Raw genomic sequence first — 21273 nt, forward strand, 5'->3', positions numbered from 1 at the left:
CGTGGGCACGGTCTGGCTGCTCAGCGGGCGAGGCCCGGCGTGGTGGTCACCGGACCGACGATGGCGGGGTCGCGGCCGGCGCGGTCCCAGGAAGTCGAGGCGCGCAGCACGCGCTCGATGTCGCGCTTGACCTTGGCCGGCTCGAACGCGGCCGGGAACCGCATCATCCACACGCCCATCGGGTCGACGAGGTAGAGGTGGGCCGAGAGGGCCTCGCCGGGCGCCGGCTTGAGCCAGGCGGCCACAGCGTCGCGGGGGGCGCGCAGCACGCTGGTGTCGGCCAGTGCGGGGAGCAGGTCGGTGCGCGGGGGCTGGTCGCCGGTGACGAGCCAAACGCGGTCGAGGCGGCCTTTCTCCTTGCCCAGCGTTTCACGCAACTGGCGCTGGGCGTACAGGAGCTTCTCGCAGGTGCTGTCGCAGGCACCATCGGCCACCACCACCAGCAACCACTGGTCACGCAGGCTGCGTGGATCGACGGTCATGCCCTGCAGGTCGGTCAGTGGCAGCGCGGCAACGGGCGGGATGTCGACAGGCGGCTGGATCAGCGCGCCGTGCCCGGGTTGACCGGTCGGTCGGATCACGTAGTAGGTGAAGTACGACGCGATGACGGGAGAGGCACAGGCCAGCATGATCAGCACCATCTTCAGCCGGCCCAGGCGGGTGCGCTGCGGCACCTCCAGCGTGGCGGACGGAGAGGGCAGATCGTGGACCGACAGGTTCAGCGGTTGTGCGGCGTTCGGGGTGTCATTCGACATGGGAAGCGGCCAGCCTGCGCGGGCGGATGAGTTGGAACCAGACATACAGCCCGGCGATCAGGGCGCTGAGGGCAAACCATTGGGCGGCGTAGCCGTGGTGCTTGTCGACACCGGTGGAGGGCGCGGACCAGTGGCGCAGCAAGCCGTCGTCCGTCGGGCCTTCGGTCTGCAGCAAGGCCACCGGGCGCAGGCTCAGGCCGGACTCGCGGGCGGCGGCGGCGATGTCGAGATTTTGACGGATGGGACCGGATTCGAGACCACCGAAGTCGAACAGCCTCGATGGTGTGGGGATGATGCGGGCGACGACGGTCACGGCCTCCGCGTCCGGCGTCTTCACCGGGGGCAGGTCTTCGCGCCGCAGGGCGTTGCGCGGGGCCCAGCCACGCTCGACCAGCACGGCGGTGCCATCGGCCAGTTGCAGCGGCGTCACGACGTGGAAGCCGACGCGGCCGTCCATCGGGCGGTTGTCCAGAAACAGCGTCGCCCGCGCGACCCAGCGGCCCTGCAGACGGACGAGGCGCTGGATCTGTCCGTCGACCTCTTCGGGCTGGCGGGCCAGATCGGCCGCGGTCAGCTCCGGCAGCTTCTGGCGCTCGTCGAGCAGGGTCTGCCGGTCGATCTTCTGCGCCGCGCGGTCCAGTTGCCAGAGACCGAGCCGCGCCGTCCCGGCGACACCGACGAGGGCGGCCACCAGGATCACCCAGCGGTGGTGGCGATGTCGGATCAGGGTCATGGAGGCGTGCGCCAGAGTGGGGTGGTGGAATAATCCGGCGTCATGAAAATCATCATTGTGCTGGCGTTTGTCGCCATTCTGGCCGCCCTGGCTTCGGCCGGGATCTTCATGATCAAGCGTGGCCCGGAGGGTGCGCCAGCCCCCAAGGGCCGCATGGCGCGCGCGCTGGCGATCCGGGTGGGCGTCTCGGTGAGTGTCTTCCTTTTTGTGCTGCTGAGCTACTTCATGGGTTGGATCGAGCCGACGGGGTTGCCGGTCGGACGCTGAAGCGGCGGCGGCAGCCACTGCCGCGTCGGATCAACAAAAAGAGCGCCGAAGCGCTCTTTTTTGTTTCAGGCAGGTGCCGGACCACCGGCACCACGCCATCACATCCAGTAGACGATGAAGTACAGGCCCAGCCAGACCACGTCCACGAAGTGCCAGTACCACGCCGCGCCTTCGAAGCCGAAGTGGCGCTCGGGGGTGAAGTGGCCCTTCATCAGGCGGATGGTCATGACCAGCAGCATGATGGTGCCGACGAGCACGTGGAAGCCGTGGAAGCCGGTCAGCATGTAGAAGGTCGAGCCGTAGACGCCGGAGTTGAGCTTGAGGTTCAGCTCATGGTAGGCGTGGAAGTACTCGTAGCCCTGGCAGGTCAGGAAGGTGGCGCCCAGCAGGACGGTGATCCACATCCACAGGATGGACTTGGAGCGCTGGTTGGCGATCAGCGCGTGGTGCGCGATCGTCAGCGTGACGCCCGAGGTCAGCAGCAGACCGGTGTTGATGGTCGGCAGCGGCCACGGACCCATGGTCTGGAACGGCTCGACGATGCCGGCCGGCGAGGCGGTGGCCCCAGCGACCGAACTCGGCCAGACGCCCTTGAAATCGGGCCACAGCAGCGCGTTGTCCAGGCTGCCCAGGCTCGGCACCGACTGGGTGCGCGCCCAGTACAGCGCGCCGAAGAAGGCGGCGAAGAACATCACTTCCGAGAAGATGAACCAGGCCATGCTCCAGCGGTGCGAGACATCGACGCGGTCGCTCAGCATGCCGGCTTCGGCTTCGCCTGCGGCTTCACCGAACCACTGGCGCAGCACGAAGACCGTCCACAGCAGGCCGAACAGCAGCGAGTACGCCCCCCAGCCGTGGCCGTTGATCCACTGGCCTGCGCCCAGGATCACGAAGAACAGGCCGATGGCCGTCATCACCGGGTGCCGCGAGGGCGCCGGAACATAGTAGTAAGGCGTCACGCCTTTGGTTGTTGCCGACATGAGTTGCTCCTGGAATCCGTGTCGCGAATGTTGTGGTGTGTGGTGTCGTGTTGGACTGGCTCAGCCCGCGATCCAGCGGACCAGCACCACCAGCAGGCCGACAAACAGCGCTGCGCTGAGCAGGCCGGCCAGGATGATGTGCACGGGGTTGAGCTGGTTGACGTCGTTCTGGTGGTCGGCGCCGCGGCGGATGCCGAAGAAGGACCAGGCCACGGCCTTCATGCTCTGGGCGAACGAACTCTTGCGTTGCACGGCATCGCGCAAGTCGTCCGCCGAGGTCCGTGGTTCCTGCTTCATGAGCGCACCCCTTGCGGCAGCACGGGGGCGGTCGAGCCGGTGACCGGTGCCGCAGGCGTCTTCGATCCGACCTCGAAGAAGGTGTAGGACAGGGTGATGGTGGTCACGTCCTTGGGCAGCTTCGGATCGACGACAAAGACCACGGGCCACTTCTTGACTTCACCGGGTTGCAAGGTGTACTCGTTGAAGCAGAAGCACTCCAGCTTGTTGAAGTGGGCCATGGCCTGCTTCGGGGCGTAGCTGGGGATGGCCTGTGCGGACATCGTGCGGTTCTGGACGTTGCGGAACTCGTACATCACCGTGGTCACTTCGCCAGGGTGAACCTGGACGGAGGACTGGGCGGGCTTGAAGTCCCACGGGCCGCGGGCGTTGGCGTCGAACTCGACCGTGATGGTGCGGCTGGCATCGACCTGGGTGTTGAAGTTGCCGGATCCGGACTTGCCCGTGACCAGCAGCTCGTTGCGGCTGAGGATGTTGATCCCCAGCGCCTCGCAGATCGACTGGTACATCGGCACCAGCGCATAGCCAAAGCCGAACATCACCAGCGCGATGACGCACAGCTTGCCCAGCATGCGCTTGTTGTCGCGCTGCAGGCCGCTGACCTTCGGCGTGTCGCTCATGGACGCGCACCCGACAGCAGCAGCACACGGGCCATGAACCCGACGAAGAACACCAGCGCGACCGTGGCCAGGATCAGGCCGAGGCGCACATTGCTGCGTCGTTTTTCTTCGTTGGTCATGGCAGGTCGTCCCGTTGGTCAGCCAGTGGAGATCAGAACTTCAGTACCTTGGTGGCCGTCACGTCCAGCGTGGGCGGCGTCTCGAAGGTGTGGAACGGGGCCGGCGAGGCGACTTCCCACTCCAGACCTTCCGCGGCTTCCCACGGCTTCTGCGGCGCCTTCTCACCCTTGCCGCGCATCATCGGGACGACGACGAACAGGAAGAAGTAGACCTGCATCAGACCAAAACCGAAGGCGCCGATCGACGCGATCATGTTGAAGTCGGCGAACTGCAGCGGGTAGTCGGCGTAGCGGCGCGGCATGCCGGCCATGCCCAGGAAGTGCATCGGGAAGAAGGTGATGTTGAAGGTCACCAGCGAGCCCCAGAAGTGGAACTTGCCGCGGCCTTCGGAGTACATCACGCCAGTCCACTTCGGACCCCAGTAGTACACGCCAGCGAACATCGCGAACAGCGAGCCGGCCACCAGCACGTAGTGGAAGTGCGCCACGACGTAGTAGGTGTCCTGCAGGTTGATGTCGATCGGGGCCATCGAGAGGATGAGGCCCGTGAAGCCGCCCAGCGTGAACACGAAGATGAAGCCCACGGCCCACAGCATCGGGGTCTCGAAGGTCATCGAGCCGCGCCACATCGTCGCGATCCAGTTGAACACCTTCACGCCGGTCGGGACCGAGATCAGCATCGTCGCGTACATGAAGAACAGCTGGCCCGTCAGCGGCATGCCGGTCGTGTACATGTGGTGGGCCCACACGATGAACGACAGGATGGCAATCGACGCGGTCGCGTACACCATCGACGCGTAACCGAACAGGCGCTTGCGGGCGAAGGCCGGGATGATCTGGCTCACGATGCCGAAGGCCGGCAGGATCATGATGTAGACCTCGGGGTGACCGAAGAACCAGAACACGTGCTGGTACATCACCGGGTCACCGCCACCGGCGGGGTTGAAGAAGCTGGTGCCGAAGTGGCGGTCCGTCAGCGTCATGGTGATCGCGCCGGCCAGCACGGGCATGACCGCGATCAGCAGGTAGGCGGTGATCAGCCAGGTCCAGACGAACATCGGCATCTTCATCAGCGTCATGCCGGGAGCGCGCATGTTCAGGATGGTGACGACGATGTTGATCGAGCCCATGATCGACGAGGCGCCCAGGATGTGCATCGCGAAGATGCCGGCATCCATCGACGGTCCCATCTGCAGGGTCAGCGGGGCGTAGAGCGTCCAGCCAGCAGCGGGGGCGCCACCGGGCATGAAGAAGCTCGACACCAGCATCAACGCGGCGGGGATCATCAGCCAGAAGCTGAAGTTGTTCATCCGCGCGAAGGCCATGTCGCCTGCGCCGATCTGCAGCGGGATCATCCAGTTCGCGAAGCCGACGAAGGCCGGCATGATCGCGCCGAACACCATGATCAGCCCGTGCATCGTGGTGAACTGGTTGAACAGTTCAGGGTTCACGAACTGCAGGCCCGGCTGGAACAGCTCGAGCCGGATCAGCAGCGCGAGGATGCCGCCGATCATCAGCATCGTGAAGGAGAACAGCAGGTACAGCGTGCCGATGTCCTTGTGATTGGTCGCAAAGACCCAGCGACGCCAGCCGTGGGGAGCATGGTGGTGGTCGTCATGGGCATGGTCGTCATGCCCGTGACCGTGACCGCCCGGATGGAGAACTGCGCTCATGGGTAGTGATCCTCTGGAAAGTCGTCTTGGTTACTTGCGGGCAGCGACCACTTCGGCCGGCTGGACGATCTGCTCGGTCTTGTTGGACCAGTTGTTCTTGGTGAACGTGATCACGGCGGCGATCTCGGTGTCCGAGAGCTGCTTCCATGCCGGCATCGCACCATTGTTCTGGCCATTCAGCAGCACCGCGATCTGCTTGCCCTTGTCGGCGTCGAGCACGACCGGCGAGCCGTCCAGCGGCTTGATCGGACCGGCGCCCTTGCCGTTGGCCTGGTGGCAGGCGGCGCAGTTGTTGGCATAGACCTTCTCGCCGCGGGCGATCAGGTCCGGCAGCTTCCATTCCTTGGCCGGATCGTCAGCCAGCGCGGCCAGCTTCTTCTTCTCGCCAGCCACCCAGGTGGTGTATTCAGCGTCCGAAACCACCTTGACGTGGATCGGCATGTAGGCGTGTTCCTTGCCGCACAGCTCGACGCACTGGCCGTAGAAGTCACCCGTCTTGTCCGCACGGAACCAGGTGTCGCGCACGAAGCCGGGGATGGCGTCCTGCTTGACGCCGAAGGCCGGGATCATCCACGAGTGGATCACGTCGTTGGCGGTGGTGATGATGCGGATCTTCTTGCCGACCGGCACGACCAGGGGGTTGTCCACCTTCAGCAGGTAGTTGTCACCGGCGGGCTTGCCGGCGTCCGACAGTGCGCGCTGGGTGGCGTCGAGCGTCTGCAGGAAGCTGATGCCTTCGCCTTCGCCCTTCAGGTAGTCATAGCCCCACTTCCACTGGTAGCCGGTGGCCTTGATGGTCACGTCGGCGTTGGTGGTGTCCTTCATGGCCACGACGGTCTTGGTCGCCATGGCGCCCATGCCGATGACGATGACGAAGGGCACGATGGTCCAGGCGATCTCGACCGCGATGCTCTCGTGGAAGTTCGCCGGCTTGTGTCCCTTGGACTTGCGGTGCTTGATGATCGAATAGAACATCACGCCGAACACGGCCAGACAGATCACGCCGCAGATGACCATCATCACCACATGCAGCCAGTGCTGTTCGGCAGCGATCTGCGTGACGGGGGTCTGGAAGTCCAATTGACGGACGCCAGGGCCACCCGGCAGATCGTTCACTGCCAGTGCCAGGGTCGTGACCATGGAAGCACATGCAGCCAGACTCCACTGGCTCGCATGGCGCCACAGAGCTTTCTTCATCATCATCTGCGCTCTCTTTCTCTACCAGATCGGCTGGCCGGTGGCCGCCGCGGACATAGTGTCTTGTCTGCCTGCAAACATGCACCACCAGCACCGACCGGCCATCCGGAAGAGTCCGGATGACTGGAGCAGAAAACCAGTGGGTGGGGATTGATCACCGTCAGCAACCATCCGAAGGCTTTTTGATTCGGATCATTGCGAAGGCTATCGAACAGGCTGCGAATTTTAGGCGCTGATATCACCCCGGGGCAATGTTTCGCGCGGCATGGCGGGCTTACCGCACTCAGTCGGTGCGCCCGGGGTTGCGCTGGCGCGTCATTTCGCGCATGGCGTCGAGCGAAATCTCGGTCTGCGCCTGCACCCGGGCCCGGGTGACTGGCCGGAACGCGTGTCCGTAGATGATCTCGAAGCGCAGGTGCAGGCGCCCGTCGGGGCCTGTCAGGTGCCGCTTCAGGGCATCGTCCAGTGTCTGGCGCCACTGCCGGCCCCGCAATCCGGGTTGACGCGAAGAGGCGGTGTTGCGGCCCAGTCCACGCAGTTCGGCCAGCAGGGCCGCGGGGCTGTCCCAGGTCAGCGTCAGGTACTCCATGTCCATGACCGGGTCGGCAAAGCCGGCGTGCACCAGTTCGTCCCCGAGATCGTGCATGTCGATCCAGGGGCTGCCCGGCAGGCCCCAGCCAAGTTCGGCGTAGACCGCGCGCAGTTCCAGGAGCGTGTCCGGACCGAAGCACGAGAACATCAGGAAGCCGTCCACCTCCAGCGCCGCGTGCCAGCGCGGCAGCAGCGCCGGCAGGTCGTCGACCCAGTGCAGCATCATGTTGGCCCACAGCAGCTCGGCGGTGGGTGGGGCCGCGGGCAGCTCGGCCCGCGCCGGCTGGCCGATCAGGCGCTGCCACCAGCGCGGGCCGGTGTCCGTGCCGGGGGCTTCGGGCAGCGGCTGGTCATCGCAGCCGTAGGGCAGGAGGCGCGCCTGCGGATACTGCGCCTTCAGCAGGGCGGCGCTGCCCGAGGTCGGGCTCCACCAGTCGATCACCCGGGCGGGCTGGCGGCGCACCAGCGACAGGCGCTCGGCCATGCGGCGGGCGATCTCCTCGTGCAGCCAGGGCGCGGCCCGGCTGGCGGATTGCCGGAGGTGGCGTTGCAGCGCAGCGGGGTCGATCCGGGGCGTGCGGCGGGCGGTGGGGGTGGGTTCGGCCATGGTGGTGGAACTGTATAGTCAGCCGCACATGAGCTTGCGCAACTCTCGGCCCTTTCTCGCCTGGCGCGCCTTCGCGGCGGCCTGGCGCTGGTCGCCTGGCTCCGCTTGCCAGATCTGCGCCACCTGGCAGCGCGACGCGGTCTGCGGGACCTGCCGGCAGCGCTTTCGCCATGCGGGCCACCGCTGCCGCTGTTGTGCGGTGTCGCTGGTGGGTCTGAACGAGGTCTGCGGCCGCTGCATCCTGCGCCCGCCGGCCTTCGACCACACGCTGACGGCATTCGACTACGCCTATCCCTGGGACGGGCTGATCACGCGCTTCAAGTTCAGTGGCGCCTGCGAGCTGGCGGGTCCGCTGGCAGACCTGATGAGCGATGCGCTCTGGACCGCCGCGGAACAGACCGGATTCGAGCCCCCCGACGTGCTGCTGCCGGTGCCGCTGTCCGCCGCCCGGCAGCGGGCGCGCGGCTACAACCAGGCGTGGGAGCTGGCCCGCCGCGTCGGCCCCGCGCTGGAAGTGCCGGTCCAGGCGCGCTGGGTCGAGCGGGTGCTCGACACGCCGCACCAGACCGGCCTGCCGCGGGCCGAGCGCCTGCTCAACCTGCGTGGCGCATTCGCGGTGACGGCCGCCGGCCGGGCCGGTCTGACGGGCCGCCGCGTGGCGATCCTTGATGACGTGATGACCACCGGCGCGACCCTGGACGCGCTGGCCGCGACCGTGCGCCGGGCCGGCGCCACGGCGGTGCAGAGCTGGGTGCTCGCGCGCACGGTGAGCGATGATGCGGCCCCCTGACCGCCCGCTCTTCCGCCACGCCGCACCATGTTCCGCATCGTCCTCGTCCACCCCGAAATCCCGCCCAACACCGGCAACGTGATCCGGCTGGCGGCCAACACCGGCTGCGAGCTGCACCTGATCGAGCCGCTCGGCTTCTCGATGGACGACAAGCTGCTGCGCCGCGCCGGGCTGGATTACCACGAGTACGCGCCGGTGCGCCGCCATGCGTCCTGGGACGCGCTGATCGCCGACTGCGCGCCGGACCCCGCGCGCATGTTCGCGCTGACCACCCGCGGCAGCCGGCCGTTCGCCGAGGTGGCATGGCAGCTCGGCGACTGGCTGGTGTTCGGCTGTGAGACCAGCGGGTTGCCGCCCGCGTTGCGCGATACTTTTCCCGCCGATCAGCGCGTGCGGCTGCCGATGCGGCCCGAGCAGCGCAGCCTCAACCTGAGCAATGCGGTGGCGGTGACAGTGTTCGAGGCCTGGCGCCAGAACGGCTACGGCGGGGCGGTCTGACCGGCTTCAGACTTCAGCGCGGGCGCCGCGTTGCATCAGGGCTTGCACGGCTTGCTGCGGCGTGAGTTCCCCCTGCAGCACCGACACCACCGCCCGCGTGATCGGCATCTCCACACCCAGCCTCTGCGCCCGGTCGAGCACTGTGCGGGCGCTGTAGACGCCTTCCGAGACATGGCCCAGGTCTTCGAGGATGTGGGCCAGCGTCTTGCCCTCGGCGAGCTGCAGGCCGACACGGCGGTTGCGCGAGAGGTCGCCGGTGGCGGTGAGCACCAGATCGCCCAGGCCGGACAGGCCCATGAAGGTCTCGGCCTGCGCGCCCAGCGCCAGTCCGAGCCGGGTCATCTCGGCGAGCCCGCGGGTGATCAGGGCGGCGCGGGCGTTCAGGCCCAGTGCCAGTCCGTCGGCCATGCCGGTGGCGATGGCCAGCACGTTCTTCACCGCGCCACCCACTTCCACGCCGACCGGGTCGGTGGAGGAGTAGATGCGCAGCGTCGGGCCATGCAGCGCGTCCACTGCCGCCTGGCGCAGCGCGGCGTCCTGGCTGGCGGCGACGAGCGCCGTCGGCTGGCCGCGGGCGACTTCGAGCGCGAAGCTCGGTCCGCTCAGCACGCCTGCGCGCAGGCCGGGGGCCGCTTGCCGGGCGATCTCGTGCCCGAGCAGGCCCGTGCCGGCTTCGAAGCCCTTGCTGAGCCAGAGGGTGGCGGTGCCGTCCGGCAGGCGCTGCAGCATCTCGCGCAGCGCGGCCGTGGGCGTGGCCACGATGACCAGCCCCGTCAGACCCGCATGGGCGACGGCGCCGGAAAAATCCGAGGTGAGTTCCAGCGCAGCCGGCAGGGCCACGCCGGGCAGGTAGCGCGCATTGCACCGCGAGGCCGCGATCTCGCGGGCCTGGCGGTCGTCACGGGCCCAGAGGACCGTGGGGTGGCGGGTGGCGGCCTGCGCCGCCAGCGCGGTGCCCCAGGCACCGGCGCCGAGCACCGTGATCTGCATCGCGCGAACCTGTCAGCAGACCTGGGGATCAGCTGTTCAGCGCTTGCTGGCCTTGCTGCTGCTGGGCTTCGTACATGGCCTGGAAGTTCACTTCGGTCAGGTGCACGGGCGGGAAGCCGGCGCGGGTGATCGTGTCGGCCACCACGGCGCGCAGGTAGGGGTAGACGATGCCGGGGCAGGCGATGCCCAGGATCGGCTGCATCTGCTCGGGGTCGATGTTGCGGATCTCGAAGATGCCGGCTTCCTTGGCTTCGCACAGGAACAGGGTGCGGTCGCCGAGCTTGGTGGTGACGGTGGCGGTCACGCAGACTTCGTAGATGCCATCGGCGACGGGGCCGACTTCGACGCCGAGGTTGATGTCCACGGCCGGCTGGCCCTGCTCGATGAGGATCTGCGGCGAGTTCGGCTGTTCGAGCGACAGATCCTTCAGGTACACGCGCTGGATCTGGAACACGGGTTGTTCTTGCGAGTCGAACGAGTCGGTTGCGTCGGCCATGGTCAGGTTCTCGGTGGTGAAAATCAAAAAAACATCAACAAAACGCACGGGGTCGGTGCGGGTCGGCGGGAATATAGCAGCAGCGCTCCGGCGCATACTTGGCCGCATGGCGCACCTCACCCTCATCCGTCACGGAGAAACCGACTCGAACCGCGTTCACCGCTTCCAGGGGCAGATGGACGTGCCGCTCAACGCCACCGGCTTGCTGCAGGCCGAGCGCCTGGCCGAGCGGCTGACCGACGAGCGCTTCGATGTGGGGGTGGTCAGCGACCTGTCGCGCACCCGGGCCACCGCCGCGCCGCTGGCCGAGCGTCTCGGGCTGACGCTGCGGCAGGACGCCCGCTGGCGCGAGCAGCATTTCGGGGTCTTCGAGGGGCAGCAGGTCACCGACCTCCTCGACCGGCACCCGGACCTCTGGGCGCAGTGGGTGCAGCAGGACGCCGACTTCGCGCTGCCCGGTGGCGGCGAGAGCATCCGGGCCTTCCACACGAGGGTCTGGTCGGCGCTGGATGCGCTGGCCGCCGCGCATGTGGGCCAGCGGGTGCTGGTGGTGACCCACGGCGGCGTGCTGGACATGGTGTGGCGCACGGTGCGCGGCCAGCCGCTGTCGAGTGCGCGGCAGTGCGCGATTCCGAATGCGGGCATCAACCGCCTGCACTGGCACGGCCCCGGGCGCGCCGAGATCGACGTCTGGGCCGACGATGCCCACCTCGCCGGCCTGCCGCCGCAGCCCTCGACGGTGTCGCTGAGCGTGCGTTACGGCGCGGGTGTGTCGACACCCTGAACCCGGTGCGCCGCGGCCAGCGTCGCGACCGGCCCGGCCAGCGCCGTGCGCACCGTGGCGCCATCCATCGACCCGGCCTGTGCGGCCAGCACCATGCGCTCCAGCGTGCCGGCGTGCGGCATCACGGTGCCGAGGAACAGCGGCCGCTGTGCCTGCCCGCGCGCGCCCTTCATCACCAGCAGCGTCGGGAAATTCTCGATGTCCAGCGCCTCGTCGCCGAGGGCGTCGCTGTGGTCCTCGATGTCGATCCAAGTGAAGCACACGTCCGGGTGCGCCTGCGCGACCTGCGCGAAGGTGGCGGCATAGGCCTTGCAGGCGACGCACCAGCCCGCACACAGGCAGGCCACGGTGAGTGCTTCGGGGTGTGGAGCGGGCAGGGTGGACATGGTTTTCAGTGTGCCAGAGCGTGCGCGGCGCTCCATATTTGCTCTGCGCATATGGATAGTCGTTTTGAATCGTTTTCCGAGCAAGCCGGCGCCGGAATAATCGCCCGGTGAACTTCCAGCAACTGCGCTCCGTGCGCGAAACCGTCCGCCAAGGCTTCAACCTCACCGAAGTCGCCCTCGTCCTGCACACCTCGCAGCCCGGCGTGAGCCGGCAGATCCGCGAGCTGGAGGAGGAACTCGGCGTCGAGATCTTCGTGCGCGCCGGCAAGCGGCTCACCGGGCTGACGCCGCCGGGCGAGGTGGTGCTGCCGATCGTCGAGCGGCTGCTGATCGAGGCGGACAACCTCAAGCGCGCCGGCGCCGACTTCGCTGCGCAGGACCGCGGCACGCTGACGATTGCCGCCACGCACTCGCAGGCACGCTACGCCCTGCCACCCGCCGTGCGCGATTTCCGTGCGACGCACCCGGACGTAGTGCTGCAACTCCACCAGGGCTCGCCGCGCCAGGTCGCGCAGATGCTGCTCGATGGGGAGGCCGACATCGGCATCGCCACCGAGGCGCTGGCGGGTTACGAGGACCTGGTGGCGCTGCCTTGTTATAGCTGGTCGCACGTCGTCGTCGTGCCGCGCGACCACGCGCTGGCGCAGGAGGCCGACCGCGGCCTGACGCTGACGCTGCCGCGGCTGTCCGAGTTTGCGCTGATCACCTACGAGACCGGCTACACCGGCCGTAGCCACATCGACGAGGCGTTCGCCCGCCACGCGCTGGTGCCGAACGTGGTGCTGGCCGCGATGGACGCGGACGTGATCAAGACGTATGTCGAACTCGGCATGGGCGTCGGGCTGGTGGCGTCGATCGCGTACGACGAGGCGTGCGATGCCGGCCTGCGCGCCATCGATGCGCGGCACCTGTTCGCCACGAACATGACCCGCTTGGCGCTGCGCCGCGGCGCCTACCTGCGGCGCTATGCCTACGAATTCATCCGCTGCTTCGCGCCGCCGCTGACGCCCGAGCTGATCGGGCAGGCGATGGCGAGTTCGGAGGGGAGTCGGTTCGAGATCTGATCGCGGCGGTGGCACTCGCCTATTCGTAGTGGGACCACATGCGCAGCACCCGCACGGTTCTTTCGCTCGGGAACACCTCATAGACGAGGCGATGCTGGATATTGATGCGCCGCGAATAGGCCCCTGCCAAGTCGCCGACCAGCTTTTCGCAGGGGGGCGGGGTCTGGAATGGATCAACCGCCAGCAGGACCAGCAGTTCCTGGGCCTTCTGCTTCAGCCCCGCTGCGGACAGTTTTTGCGCATCCTTCTGCGCGTGCCTGGAAAAGACGACTTGCCAGCTCACCAGTCCAGCCCCGTGGCACTGGCCTCCAGGGGCTCGGCCATGGCGTCCTTGATGGACTCGCGCATGCCAGGAATCGACAGCAGATAGAGCGTTTCCTGGATGGCTTGCCAGTCTTCAGCGGCCACGAGCACGGCGCTGGTGCGCTTGCCGGAGATGTGGATCGGCTGGTGGGACTGTGCGGTCTGGTCGATGAGCCGGTAGAGGTTGGCTCGGGCTTCGCTGGCGGTGAGGGTGTGCATGAGACGGTCTCCGTGAACGCCTCAATGGTACGCTTTATCGTACTCTCGTCACATCAAATCGCCGCCGCCGGATCATCCGCCGTCTCCTGAAACCGCGTGATCCGCCGCGGCCTCAGATGCGCGGCACTCCCCGGCCGCAGCCCGAGCCGCCCGCGCAGTGCGGTCCACGCCTCACGCGACAACTCCACGTCCACCAGCGACTCGTCCTCGACGCGGCGGAACTCCAGCCGCGTGTTCGGCCCCACCGTCAGCACATGCGCCAGCGTCACCGCCCAGGTGTCCGGCCCGGCCGTGGTGACGATGTCGATCTCGTGCGGGCGCACGTAGGTCACGTCCTTGGCTTCCACCGGCTGCCCCGGCGCATGGTCGCGCCGGCCATGGAACAGGTTCACATCGCCCAGGAACTGCAGCACGAACGGCGTCGCCGGCTTGTCGTAGACCTCGTCCGGCGTGCCGACCTGCTCGATGCGGCCCTCGTTCATCACCACGATGCGGTCGGAGACTTCCATCGCCTCCTCCTGGTCGTGGGTGACGAAGACGCTGGTGACTCCGGAAGGAGTGACAAGCTCCGGGGTTCAGCCCGGGGTAGAGCGATCAAGCTGGAACGGCTTGCTACGGATGCTGTATGAAATTACAGTATCACGATGGAAGCCATGAAGACCCTCAAGCTGCGCATCAAGGACAAGCACGCCGCTGTGCTGTCGGCGATGGCACGCGAGGTGAATCAGGTGTGGAACTACTGCAACGAGACGAGTTCGCGTGCGATCCGGGAGCGGCGCAAGTTCTTCAGCGGGTTCGACCTGCAGAAGCTCACGGCCGGGTACTCGAAGAGCGAAGGCGTGCAGGTGGGCAGCGCGACGGTTCAGCTGGTGTGCGAGGAATACGCCACCCGGCGCAAGCAGTTCAAGAAGTCGAGGCTGAACTGGCGAGTGTCGAATCCGAAGTCGGCGAAATATTCGCTGGGCTGGGTGCCGTTCAAGGCGGGCGGCGCGAAGTACAAGGCTGGGCAGATCGCTTTTCTCGGGCACAAGCTAAGCCTGTGGGATAGCCACGGGCTGAACCGCTTCGATCTGCGCGCCGGCTCGTTCTCGCAGGACGCGCGCGGCCGGTGGTACCTGAACGTGTGCGTCAAGGTGGACGTGCCGAAATCGGAAGGCGTCGGATCGGTGGGGATCGACCTCGGCCTGAAGACCGCTGCGACATGCTCGGACGGTGAAGCGCTGGCATCCGGCCTGTACCGCAAGCACGAGGGCGCGCTGGGGATCGCCCAGCGGGCGCGCAAGAAAGGCCGGGTGCGCGCGATCCACGCGAAGATCGCCAACACGCGCAAGGATGCAATGCACAAGTTCAGCACCGGGCTGGTCGAGCGCAATGCGGCGATCTTCGTCGGCAACGTGCAGGCCTGTGCGATGGTGAAGACCAGGATGGCGAAGTCCACGTTGGACGCCGGATGGTCCATGCTGAAGACGATGCTGGAATACAAGAGCCATGGGGCCGGCATCGTCTTTGAAGAGGTGAATGAAGCCTACACAACCCAGACTTGTTCGAGCTGCGGGGTCATTCCCGCGAGCAGTCCGAAAGGTAGGACAGGGCTTGGAATGAGGCGGTGGACTTGCTGCGAGTGCGGGGCGAAACACCACCGCGACGTGAACGCAGCCAAGAACATCGCCGCGCGCGGGCATGCGCGTCTCGCAGGAGGAATCCCCGTCCTTTAGGGCGGGGAGGATGTCAAGGACCGCCCCGGCTGCCGGGGTGACAGTCTGTCCTGATGGCGGCACAGGCGGCGGCGCACGGGGAGGGCGGCAGGGCTGCACCCGCCGGTTGGACTCAGGGTAATCCGCATTTGGAATACCGATTGCTTTGAACCCCGGCAATCCCACTGTTGCCAGGTGCTCCATGACTCCCAACGCCCCTGCGCCCGTCGTCGACGCGTCGCTGCATGCGCCCGGTCTGCACGTCACCGTCGAAGCGCCGGCCCGGCTCCATCTGGGCTTCATGGACCCGGCCGGCACGCTCGGGCGTCCGTTCGGCAGCCTCGGCCTCACGGTCGATGGCCTGTCGACCTGCGTCACGCTCGGTGCGGCCGAGCGCCAGGGTGCCAGCCACGGCCCGTCCGTGCCCGCGGCGGAACTCGATCGCGCGCAGGCCCACCTCCACACCCTGCAGCAGCGCACCGGCCGGAACGCGCCGCTGCACCTGCACCTGCACACCCACCTGCCCAGCCACGCCGGGCTCGGCTCCGGCACGCAGCTCGCGCTGGCGGTCGGCCGCGCCTTCGCCAGCTGGCACGGACTGGATTTGCCCACAGCGACGCTGGCGCAGTGGCTGGCGCGGGGCCGGCGCTCGGGGATCGGCATCGCCGGCTTTGACCTGGGCGGTCTGCTGCTGGATGGCGGGCCGCTCGCCAGCGGGGCGCCGGCGCCGCTGCTGGCGCGGGTGGTGCTGCCGGCGGCGTGGCGGGTGCTGCTCGTCACCGATCCGGGTTGCCGCGGCCTGAGTGGCGCGGCCGAGCTGGCCGCGCTGGCCAGCCTGCCGCCGCTCGGCCAGGCGCAGGCGGCGCAGATCTGCCACGAGACGCTGATGCGCGTGCTGCCCGGTGCCGCCGGTGCGGGCTTTGCCTGTGCCGCGGCCGGGCTGAGCGCGGTCCAGACCGTGCTCAGCGACCACTTCGCCCCCGCGCAGCAGGGCGAGCCCTACACCAGCCCCGCCGTTGGCCGCCTGATGCGCTGGCTGGCCGACGCAGCGCAGCAGCCCGCCGACGGGCTGGCGACCGATGAACTCGGCGCCGGCATCGGCCAGAGTTCGTGGGGACCGACCGGCTTCGCGCTGCTGCCCTCGGCGGCGCGTGCGCAGGCGCTGATCGACGCCGCCTGCGCGGCCGGCGTGGTCGCAGACGGTCTGCAGTGGCGCCTTGCCACCCCGCTCGACCGCGGCGCCCGGATCACCACCGCGCACCGCCTGCCCGCCCACTCTGCCCCTTCCTTGCACTCCGACCCGCAGGCCTGACGATGGAACGCCCCTACATCCTCCACATGTTCACCCCCGGCGCCCAGATGAGCCCGTTCGACATCAACATGGCCGCCGACGCCGGCTACCAGATCCTGGCGCCGTGCTGCGGCGTGACGCTGCAGGCGGTCACCGGGCTGACGCAGGACACGATCTTCTCGCGCAGCCCGAAGGGGCTGGCGCGCACCGGCATCTTCATCGGCGGGCGGGACGCGCTGCTGGCGTCCGACATGCTCGCGCGGGCGCAGCAGGCGCTGGTGCCGCCGTTCGTCGTGTCGATGATGGCCGACCCGAGCGGCGCCTACACGACGGCGGCGGCGATGGTGGCCTGCGTCGAGGTGGCGCTGCTCGACACGACCGGGGTCGGCCTGGCCGGCCGGCGGGTGGTGGTGCTCGGCGGCACCGGGCCGGTCGGTCGCATTGCGGGCGTGATCGCGGCGCAGGCAGGGGCGCGGGTGGGCCTGTCGAGCCGCAACGGGATCGACGTCGCCGACGCGGCCGCCCGCGAGACGGGGGCGCGCTTCGGCGTCACGCTCGACGGTGTCAGCGGCGGTGACCGTGCTGCCGTGCGGGCCTCGATTGCCGAGGCGGACGTGCTCCTGGCCTGCGCGGCGGCTGGCGTGCAGGTGGTGTCGGCCGAGGACCTGGCCCACGCGCAGGTGCTGCGGGTCGTGGCCGACGTCAACGCGGTGCCCCCCGCGGGCGTGGCCGGCGTCGGCGTGATGGACAACGCGCGGCCACTGGAGGGCGTGCCGGGGCGGGGCGCGGTCGGCATCGGCGCGCTGACCATCGGCAACGTCAAGTACCAGACCCAGCAGCAACTGCTGCGCCGCATGCACGGTGCCGCGACGCCCCAGGTGCTGAGCTTCACCGAGGCCTTCGAGGTGGCGCGGGCGCACCTCGCGGCGTCCGCATGACGCTGCCCGTGCGGCTGGTGATCGCGGGCCTGTCGGTGCGCGCTACCGCCGAAGCGGCGCGGCGCGACGGGTTCGACGTGGTGGCGGTCGACCAGTTCGGGGACGCCGACACCCGCGCAGCGGCGACCGCGTGGCACGCGCTGGCGCCGCTGCCGGACGTCGGAGGTGGCGCGCCGTGGCTGGTCACGAGTGGTTTTGACACCCCCGGCGCGCTGGCGGCGCTGCACAGCCGCCCGCTGCTGGGCACCTCGCCTTCGGCCATCGACCGCGTGCGCGACCCGCGCGCCTTTTTCGCGGCCCTGGATGCCCGCGGCATCGCCCATCCCGCCGTGTCCCTGATGCCGCAGGCCGGCGCCGGCTGGCTCTGCAAGGACTTCGCCAGCAGCGGTGGCCAGCAGGTCCAGCCTGCCGACGAGGCGAGCCGCACGCCGTCACCCGGCCGCTACTGGCAGCAGCACGTTGCCGACGCTGTGCCGGTGTCGCTGACCTTCATCGGCAACGGTGAACGGGCGGCGCTGCTGGGTCGGAACCTCCAGTTGCTGCACCCCGAAGCCACCTGTCCGTGGCGCTTCGGCGGGCTGATCGGGCCGCTGCCGATGACCGGGCGGCAGCGGACGCGGCTGCAAGGCCTCGCCGACCGGCTGACCAGCGAATTCGATCTGCGCGGGCTGGCGAGTCTGGATCTGCTCCAGGTGGAGGAAGACGCGTGGCTGGTGCTGGAGATCAACCCCCGCCTGTCCGCCAGCCTCGTGCTTTATGGGGCTGCGGGTGGGCTGATGCGCGCGGTGGTCGAGGCCTGTGTCCACGGGCGTCTTCCCGACGAGCCGGCCTTGCAGCGGCTGCGTGGCCCGCACCTGCGTGGATACGAGATCGTGCGGATGGAGCGGCCCAGTGTGCTGGACGCCGCCGGCGTGCGGGCGCTGCAGCAGAAGGCCGGCGCGCTCGGGCTGCACGACCTGCCCGCCGGGCCGCAGGGGTTCGAGGCGGGTGATCCGCTGTGTTCGATCGAGGTCGAAGGCGACACCGCTGACGCCGTGCGGCGCGCACTCGCCCACCAGCGGACGGCGCTGGATGTGTTTCTGGAGACATGGACATGACGATGACTTCGCCGCCGCTGGCCGGTTGCACCCTGAGCCTGAACGCGCTGGCCGCCGCGCCGCTGGCAGCGCTGACCGCGCGGGCCCATGAATTCGGCGTACGCATCGCGCGCACCGCGTCCGGCGTGACCCTCATCGACGCCGGGATCGAGACGCCGGGCAGCACCGCCGCCGGCTTGCTGATCGGCGAGATCTGCTTGGGTGCGCTGGGTGCAGTCAGCCAGCGCTCGGGCTGTGCCTCGCCGTGGCCGAGCTGGATCGAGGTGTCGAGCGCGCAGCCGGTGCTGGCCTGCCTGGGCAGCCAGTACGCGGGCTGGAGCCTGTCGGCGAGCAAGGAGGAGACGGGCGGGCGCAAGTTCTTCGCGCTGGGCTCCGGGCCGGCGCGGGCGCTGGCGGTCAAGGAGTCGCTGTTCGCCGAGCTGGGCTACCGCGACCACAGCGACCGCGGCGTGCTGGTGCTGGAGGTGGACCGGCCGCCGCCGCAGATCGTCATCGACAAGGTGCTGCGCGACTGCGGGCTGGCCCCGGAAGGGCTGACGCTGATCCTCACGCCGACGCGCAGCCTCGCCGGCACCGCGCAGGTGGTCGCCCGCGTGCTGGAGGTGGCGCTGCACAAGGCGCACACGCTGGGCTTCGACTTGGGCGACATCGCGGAGGGGGCGGCCTGCGCGCCGCTGCCGTCGCCGGTGGCCGACGGCGTGCAGGCGATGGGGCGCACGAACGACGCCATCCTCTACGGCGGTCAGGTGCACCTGCGCGTGCGGGGCGAGGTGGCCGCGGCGCGTGCACTGGCGCTGCAGTTGCCCTCGTCGTGCTCGCGCGACTACGGCACCCGCTTCGCCGACATCTTCCAGCGCGCCGAATTCGACTTCTACCGGATCGACCCGGCCCTGTTCGCGCCCGCCGAGGTCTGGGTCAGCCACCTGGACAGCGGGCAGACCTTCCATGCCGGGTCGATGAACCTGGACCTGCTGCTGGCCGACTGGCGCCAGTCCGCCGGCTGAGCCGCCATGCGCGTCGCGATCCTGACCGACGAGGTCGGCTGGCACACCCGGCAGTTGCAGCAGGCGCTGCGGGCGCGCGGCGCGGTCGGGCGCTGCGTGGACCTGGCCGACTGCGACATCGACACCATGGCCAGCGCGCACGGTCTGGTCATTCCCGGCTATGGGCGCGGCTTGCCCGATGCGGCGATCGTGCGCGGCGTGGCGGGCGGCAGCTTCGAGCAGGTGACCAAGCGGCTGGGCGTGCTGCACGCGCTGCAGGCGCTGGGCGTGCCGGTCTACAACGAGGCGCGGGCCATCGAGCGCAGCGTGGACAAGTCGATGACCAGCCTGCTGCTGCACGCGGCCGGGGTGCCCACGCCGCCGACCTGGGCGACCGAGTCGGCGGCGCGGGCGCGGCGCATCGCGGTGCGCGAGGGCGCGGCGGGCCATGCGCTGGTGATGAAGCCGCTGTTCGGGTCGCAGGGCAAGGGGCTGCAGCAGGTGGGCGCCGTGGACGGCACGCCGCACGGCGAACACCGCCCGCTGCCCGACCTCGCGGACTTCGGGCGGCTGGCCTACCTGCAGCGCTTCGTGCCGTCCGCGGATGCGGGACCGGGGTTCGACTGGCGTGTGCTGGTGATCGGCGGACGGGCGGTGGCGGCAATGCGGCGGGTGAGCGAGCACTGGGTCCACAACGTCGCGCAGGGCGCCCGCACCGAGGCCGCCGAGCTGACACCCGACCTGGCCCGCCTCGCCGAGGCGGCGAGCGCGGCGCTGCAGATGGACTACGCCGGCATCGATCTGATCCCGGCGCCGGGCCGTGGTCCGGGTGGCGGCTCGATCCAGGTGCTCGAAGTCAACGGCGTGGCGGCGTGGCGCGGGCTGCAGCGGGTGACACCGTTCAACATCGCCCGCGCCCTCGTGGACGACCTGATCGACCGCAAGCTGGTGGCGGCGGTGCCGCGGCTGAACGCACGCCGCGCATGAGCAGCCTCCGGCGCGCCTTCCTCGACGCCTGCGCCTGGGACGTGGCGGTGCGCAAGCCGGGCAATGTCAGCGTGCATTCCGCCGGCCACGGCATGGAGGCCCGCACCTTCCTCGACAGCGCCGGGGCCTGCGTCGGGGCGCTGTGCCGGCCGGGCGCGCCGGTGGGGGCGCGCATCGAGCAGGCGGTCGCGGCGACCTGGGCCCGCGTGGGCTGCAACACCAACCTCGGCATCCTGCTGCTGTGCGCGCCGATCGCGGTGGCGGCGGAGCGGGCCGCGGCCCCGGTGGACGAAGCTGGTCTGCGGCAGGCGCTGGCGGATGTGATGGCCACGCTGACGGTCGAGGACGCCGCGGCCGCGTTCCGCGCCATCGTGCAGGCGAATCCGGGTGGACTCGGCGCGGCGGCACAGCAGGACGTGCGGCAGGCGCCGACGGTGACGCTGCGCGAGGCGATGGTCCTGGCCGCCGGGCGCGACCGCATCGCCGCCCAGTACCGCGACGGCGGCGCGGCGCTGTTCGACACCGGCCTGCGCGCCCTGCGCGGCGGCGAGGGTGTCGCCTGCGCCGTGTCGCCGCAGGCCGTCCAGCGCGTCTACCTCGCCTGGCTGGCCTCGGACCTCGATGCACACATTGTCCGCAAGCACGGCCCGGCGCTGGCACAGATTGTCCTGAACGATGCGCAGCGCTGGTCGGTGCGTGCTGCTGCCGGCGAGCGCCTGGACGCCGATCCGGCCTTCCAGGCGTGGGACGAAGCGCTGAAATCCGCGGCGATCAACCCCGGCACCAGCGCCGACCTCACCGTGGCGACGCTGATGCTGGCGGCCCTGCTCGACCGGGGCGTCGGCGGTCGATGTGGCACGGAACGTGTTTAGAAGACAGGGGGGCTGCGGCTTCCGTGCAGCACGGCATCCCAC

Annotated in this window: 27 protein-coding genes; 12 read left to right on the forward strand and 15 right to left on the reverse strand. The window is 69.1% G+C overall.

The genetic code is table 11. The features are described 5' to 3' along the window. Positions 1-20 precede the first annotated feature (20 nt). Both AABN02_RS08015 and AABN02_RS08020 read right to left on the reverse strand, forming a co-directional pair. Positions 21-755 carry a hypothetical protein gene (locus AABN02_RS08015; RefSeq protein WP_338414402.1) on the reverse strand — a complete coding sequence of 245 codons (735 nt, stop codon included), beginning with the start codon at positions 753-755 and terminating at the stop codon, positions 21-23. Next, positions 745-1488 carry an SURF1 family protein gene (locus tag AABN02_RS08020; RefSeq protein WP_338414403.1) on the reverse strand — a complete coding sequence of 248 codons (744 nt, stop codon included), beginning with the start codon at positions 1486-1488 and terminating at the stop codon, positions 745-747. Before AABN02_RS08020 ends, AABN02_RS08015 begins: the two co-directional genes overlap by 11 nt. A 42-nt stretch (positions 1489-1530) precedes the next feature. Here AABN02_RS08020 and AABN02_RS08025 point away from each other — a divergent pair, with 42 nt between their 5' ends. Then, positions 1531-1755: a twin transmembrane helix small protein gene (locus AABN02_RS08025; RefSeq protein WP_338414404.1), complete on the forward strand. Its 225-nt coding sequence runs from the start codon at positions 1531-1533 to the stop codon at positions 1753-1755. A gap of 98 nt (positions 1756-1853) precedes the next feature. On the opposite strand, the gene AABN02_RS08030 is transcribed toward AABN02_RS08025, so the two are convergent. From AABN02_RS08030 to AABN02_RS08060, 7 genes are all read right to left on the reverse strand, one after another. Then, positions 1854-2735 carry a cytochrome c oxidase subunit 3 gene (locus AABN02_RS08030; RefSeq protein ID WP_338414405.1) on the reverse strand — a complete coding sequence of 294 codons (882 nt, stop codon included), beginning with the start codon at positions 2733-2735 and terminating at the stop codon, positions 1854-1856. 60 nt (positions 2736-2795) lie between these two features. Next, complete coding sequence (locus AABN02_RS08035) at positions 2796-3032, reverse strand: DUF2970 domain-containing protein (RefSeq protein WP_338414406.1); 237 nt, start codon at positions 3030-3032, stop codon at positions 2796-2798. Further along, positions 3029-3652, reverse strand: a complete 624-nt coding sequence (locus AABN02_RS08040; RefSeq protein WP_338414407.1) for a cytochrome c oxidase assembly protein — start codon at positions 3650-3652, stop codon at positions 3029-3031. The genes AABN02_RS08035 and AABN02_RS08040 overlap by 4 nt, the downstream gene beginning before the upstream one ends. Further along, positions 3649-3771, reverse strand: coding sequence for a cytochrome oxidase small assembly protein (locus AABN02_RS08045; RefSeq protein ID WP_338414408.1), 123 nt, complete (start codon positions 3769-3771; stop codon positions 3649-3651). Before AABN02_RS08045 ends, AABN02_RS08040 begins: the two co-directional genes overlap by 4 nt. 32 nt (positions 3772-3803) lie before the next feature. Beyond that, complete coding sequence (gene ctaD, locus AABN02_RS08050; protein WP_338414409.1) at positions 3804-5444, reverse strand: cytochrome c oxidase subunit I; 1641 nt, start codon at positions 5442-5444, stop codon at positions 3804-3806. A 30-nt stretch (positions 5445-5474) separates the two neighbouring features. Next, positions 5475-6644, reverse strand: coding sequence for a cytochrome c oxidase subunit II (coxB, locus tag AABN02_RS08055; RefSeq protein ID WP_338414410.1), 1170 nt, complete (start codon positions 6642-6644; stop codon positions 5475-5477). 280 nt (positions 6645-6924) lie between these two features. Beyond that, complete coding sequence (locus tag AABN02_RS08060; RefSeq protein WP_338414411.1) at positions 6925-7839, reverse strand: biotin synthase; 915 nt, start codon at positions 7837-7839, stop codon at positions 6925-6927. Between the two features lie 28 nt (positions 7840-7867). On the opposite strand from AABN02_RS08060, the gene AABN02_RS08065 reads away from it, so the two are divergent. Then, positions 7868-8629 (forward strand): ComF family protein, encoded by a 762-nt coding sequence (locus AABN02_RS08065; protein WP_338414412.1) that lies wholly within the window; start codon positions 7868-7870, stop codon positions 8627-8629. A 27-nt stretch (positions 8630-8656) separates the two neighbouring features. Next, positions 8657-9127, forward strand: coding sequence for a tRNA (uridine(34)/cytosine(34)/5-carboxymethylaminomethyluridine(34)-2'-O)-methyltransferase TrmL (gene trmL / locus AABN02_RS08070; protein WP_338414413.1), 471 nt, complete (start codon positions 8657-8659; stop codon positions 9125-9127). Between the two features lie 6 nt (positions 9128-9133). On the opposite strand, the gene AABN02_RS08075 is transcribed toward trmL, so the two are convergent. Together AABN02_RS08075 and secB are read right to left on the reverse strand one after the other, a co-directional pair. Continuing rightward, the gene (locus tag AABN02_RS08075; RefSeq protein WP_338414414.1) at positions 9134-10117 is read right to left on the reverse strand and encodes an NAD(P)H-dependent glycerol-3-phosphate dehydrogenase; all 984 of its coding nucleotides are present in this window, start codon (positions 10115-10117) and stop codon (positions 9134-9136) included. Between the two features lie 28 nt (positions 10118-10145). Beyond that, a complete protein-coding gene (gene secB, locus AABN02_RS08080) occupies positions 10146-10613 on the reverse strand; it encodes a protein-export chaperone SecB (protein ID WP_338414415.1) in 468 nt (155 codons plus the stop codon). A gap of 106 nt (positions 10614-10719) precedes the next feature. Between secB and AABN02_RS08085 the strand changes: the two genes are divergently transcribed. After that, positions 10720-11397, forward strand: a complete 678-nt coding sequence (locus tag AABN02_RS08085) for a histidine phosphatase family protein (protein WP_338414416.1) — start codon at positions 10720-10722, stop codon at positions 11395-11397. On the opposite strand, the gene AABN02_RS08090 is transcribed toward AABN02_RS08085, so the two are convergent. Next, positions 11370-11783: a thioredoxin family protein gene (locus AABN02_RS08090; RefSeq protein WP_338414417.1), complete on the reverse strand. Its 414-nt coding sequence runs from the start codon at positions 11781-11783 to the stop codon at positions 11370-11372. The two genes, AABN02_RS08085 and AABN02_RS08090, sit on opposite strands and share 28 nt — an antisense overlap. 107 nt (positions 11784-11890) lie before the next feature. Between AABN02_RS08090 and AABN02_RS08095 the strand changes: the two genes are divergently transcribed. Then, on the forward strand, positions 11891-12847 hold the full coding sequence (locus AABN02_RS08095) for a CysB family HTH-type transcriptional regulator (protein ID WP_338414418.1): 957 nt from the start codon (positions 11891-11893) through the stop codon (positions 12845-12847). A gap of 19 nt (positions 12848-12866) precedes the next feature. Here AABN02_RS08095 and AABN02_RS08100 read toward each other — a convergent pair whose 3' ends face one another. From AABN02_RS08100 to AABN02_RS08110, 3 genes are read right to left on the reverse strand one after another with little or no spacing between them, the layout of a single operon-like run. Continuing rightward, positions 12867-13130 (reverse strand): Txe/YoeB family addiction module toxin, encoded by a 264-nt coding sequence (locus AABN02_RS08100; protein WP_338414419.1) that lies wholly within the window; start codon positions 13128-13130, stop codon positions 12867-12869. Further along, positions 13127-13369 carry a type II toxin-antitoxin system Phd/YefM family antitoxin gene (locus tag AABN02_RS08105; RefSeq protein ID WP_338414420.1) on the reverse strand — a complete coding sequence of 81 codons (243 nt, stop codon included), beginning with the start codon at positions 13367-13369 and terminating at the stop codon, positions 13127-13129. Before AABN02_RS08105 ends, AABN02_RS08100 begins: the two co-directional genes overlap by 4 nt. 53 nt (positions 13370-13422) lie before the next feature. Next, entirely contained in the window at positions 13423-13878 is a 456-nt protein-coding gene (locus tag AABN02_RS08110) for a TOBE-like domain-containing protein (RefSeq protein ID WP_338414421.1), read from the reverse strand. A 144-nt stretch (positions 13879-14022) separates the two neighbouring features. Between AABN02_RS08110 and AABN02_RS08115 the strand changes: the two genes are divergently transcribed. From AABN02_RS08115 to AABN02_RS08145, 7 genes are all read left to right on the forward strand, one after another. Then, positions 14023-15084: a transposase gene (locus AABN02_RS08115; protein WP_338414422.1), complete on the forward strand. Its 1062-nt coding sequence runs from the start codon at positions 14023-14025 to the stop codon at positions 15082-15084. Positions 15085-15265: 181 nt separating this feature from the next. After that, a complete protein-coding gene (locus AABN02_RS08120; RefSeq protein WP_338414423.1) occupies positions 15266-16375 on the forward strand; it encodes a beta-ribofuranosylaminobenzene 5'-phosphate synthase in 1110 nt (369 codons plus the stop codon). 2 nt (positions 16376-16377) lie between these two features. After that, positions 16378-17292 (forward strand): NAD(P)-dependent methylenetetrahydromethanopterin dehydrogenase, encoded by a 915-nt coding sequence (locus AABN02_RS08125; protein WP_338414424.1) that lies wholly within the window; start codon positions 16378-16380, stop codon positions 17290-17292. After that, positions 17289-18389: an ATP-grasp domain-containing protein gene (locus AABN02_RS08130; protein ID WP_338414425.1), complete on the forward strand. Its 1101-nt coding sequence runs from the start codon at positions 17289-17291 to the stop codon at positions 18387-18389. The genes AABN02_RS08125 and AABN02_RS08130 overlap by 4 nt, the downstream gene beginning before the upstream one ends. Beyond that, positions 18386-19393 (forward strand): methenyltetrahydromethanopterin cyclohydrolase, encoded by a 1008-nt coding sequence (mch, locus tag AABN02_RS08135; RefSeq protein ID WP_338414426.1) that lies wholly within the window; start codon positions 18386-18388, stop codon positions 19391-19393. The genes AABN02_RS08130 and mch overlap by 4 nt, the downstream gene beginning before the upstream one ends. 6 nt (positions 19394-19399) lie before the next feature. Then, on the forward strand, positions 19400-20359 hold the full coding sequence (locus AABN02_RS08140; protein ID WP_338414427.1) for a RimK family alpha-L-glutamate ligase: 960 nt from the start codon (positions 19400-19402) through the stop codon (positions 20357-20359). Continuing rightward, complete coding sequence (locus AABN02_RS08145; protein ID WP_338414428.1) at positions 20356-21231, forward strand: triphosphoribosyl-dephospho-CoA synthase; 876 nt, start codon at positions 20356-20358, stop codon at positions 21229-21231. Before AABN02_RS08140 ends, AABN02_RS08145 begins: the two co-directional genes overlap by 4 nt. Positions 21232-21273 lie beyond the last annotated feature (42 nt).

Source organism: uncultured Sphaerotilus sp., assembly GCF_963924895.1.
Taxonomy (GTDB): Bacteria; Pseudomonadota; Gammaproteobacteria; order Burkholderiales; family Burkholderiaceae_C; genus Sphaerotilus.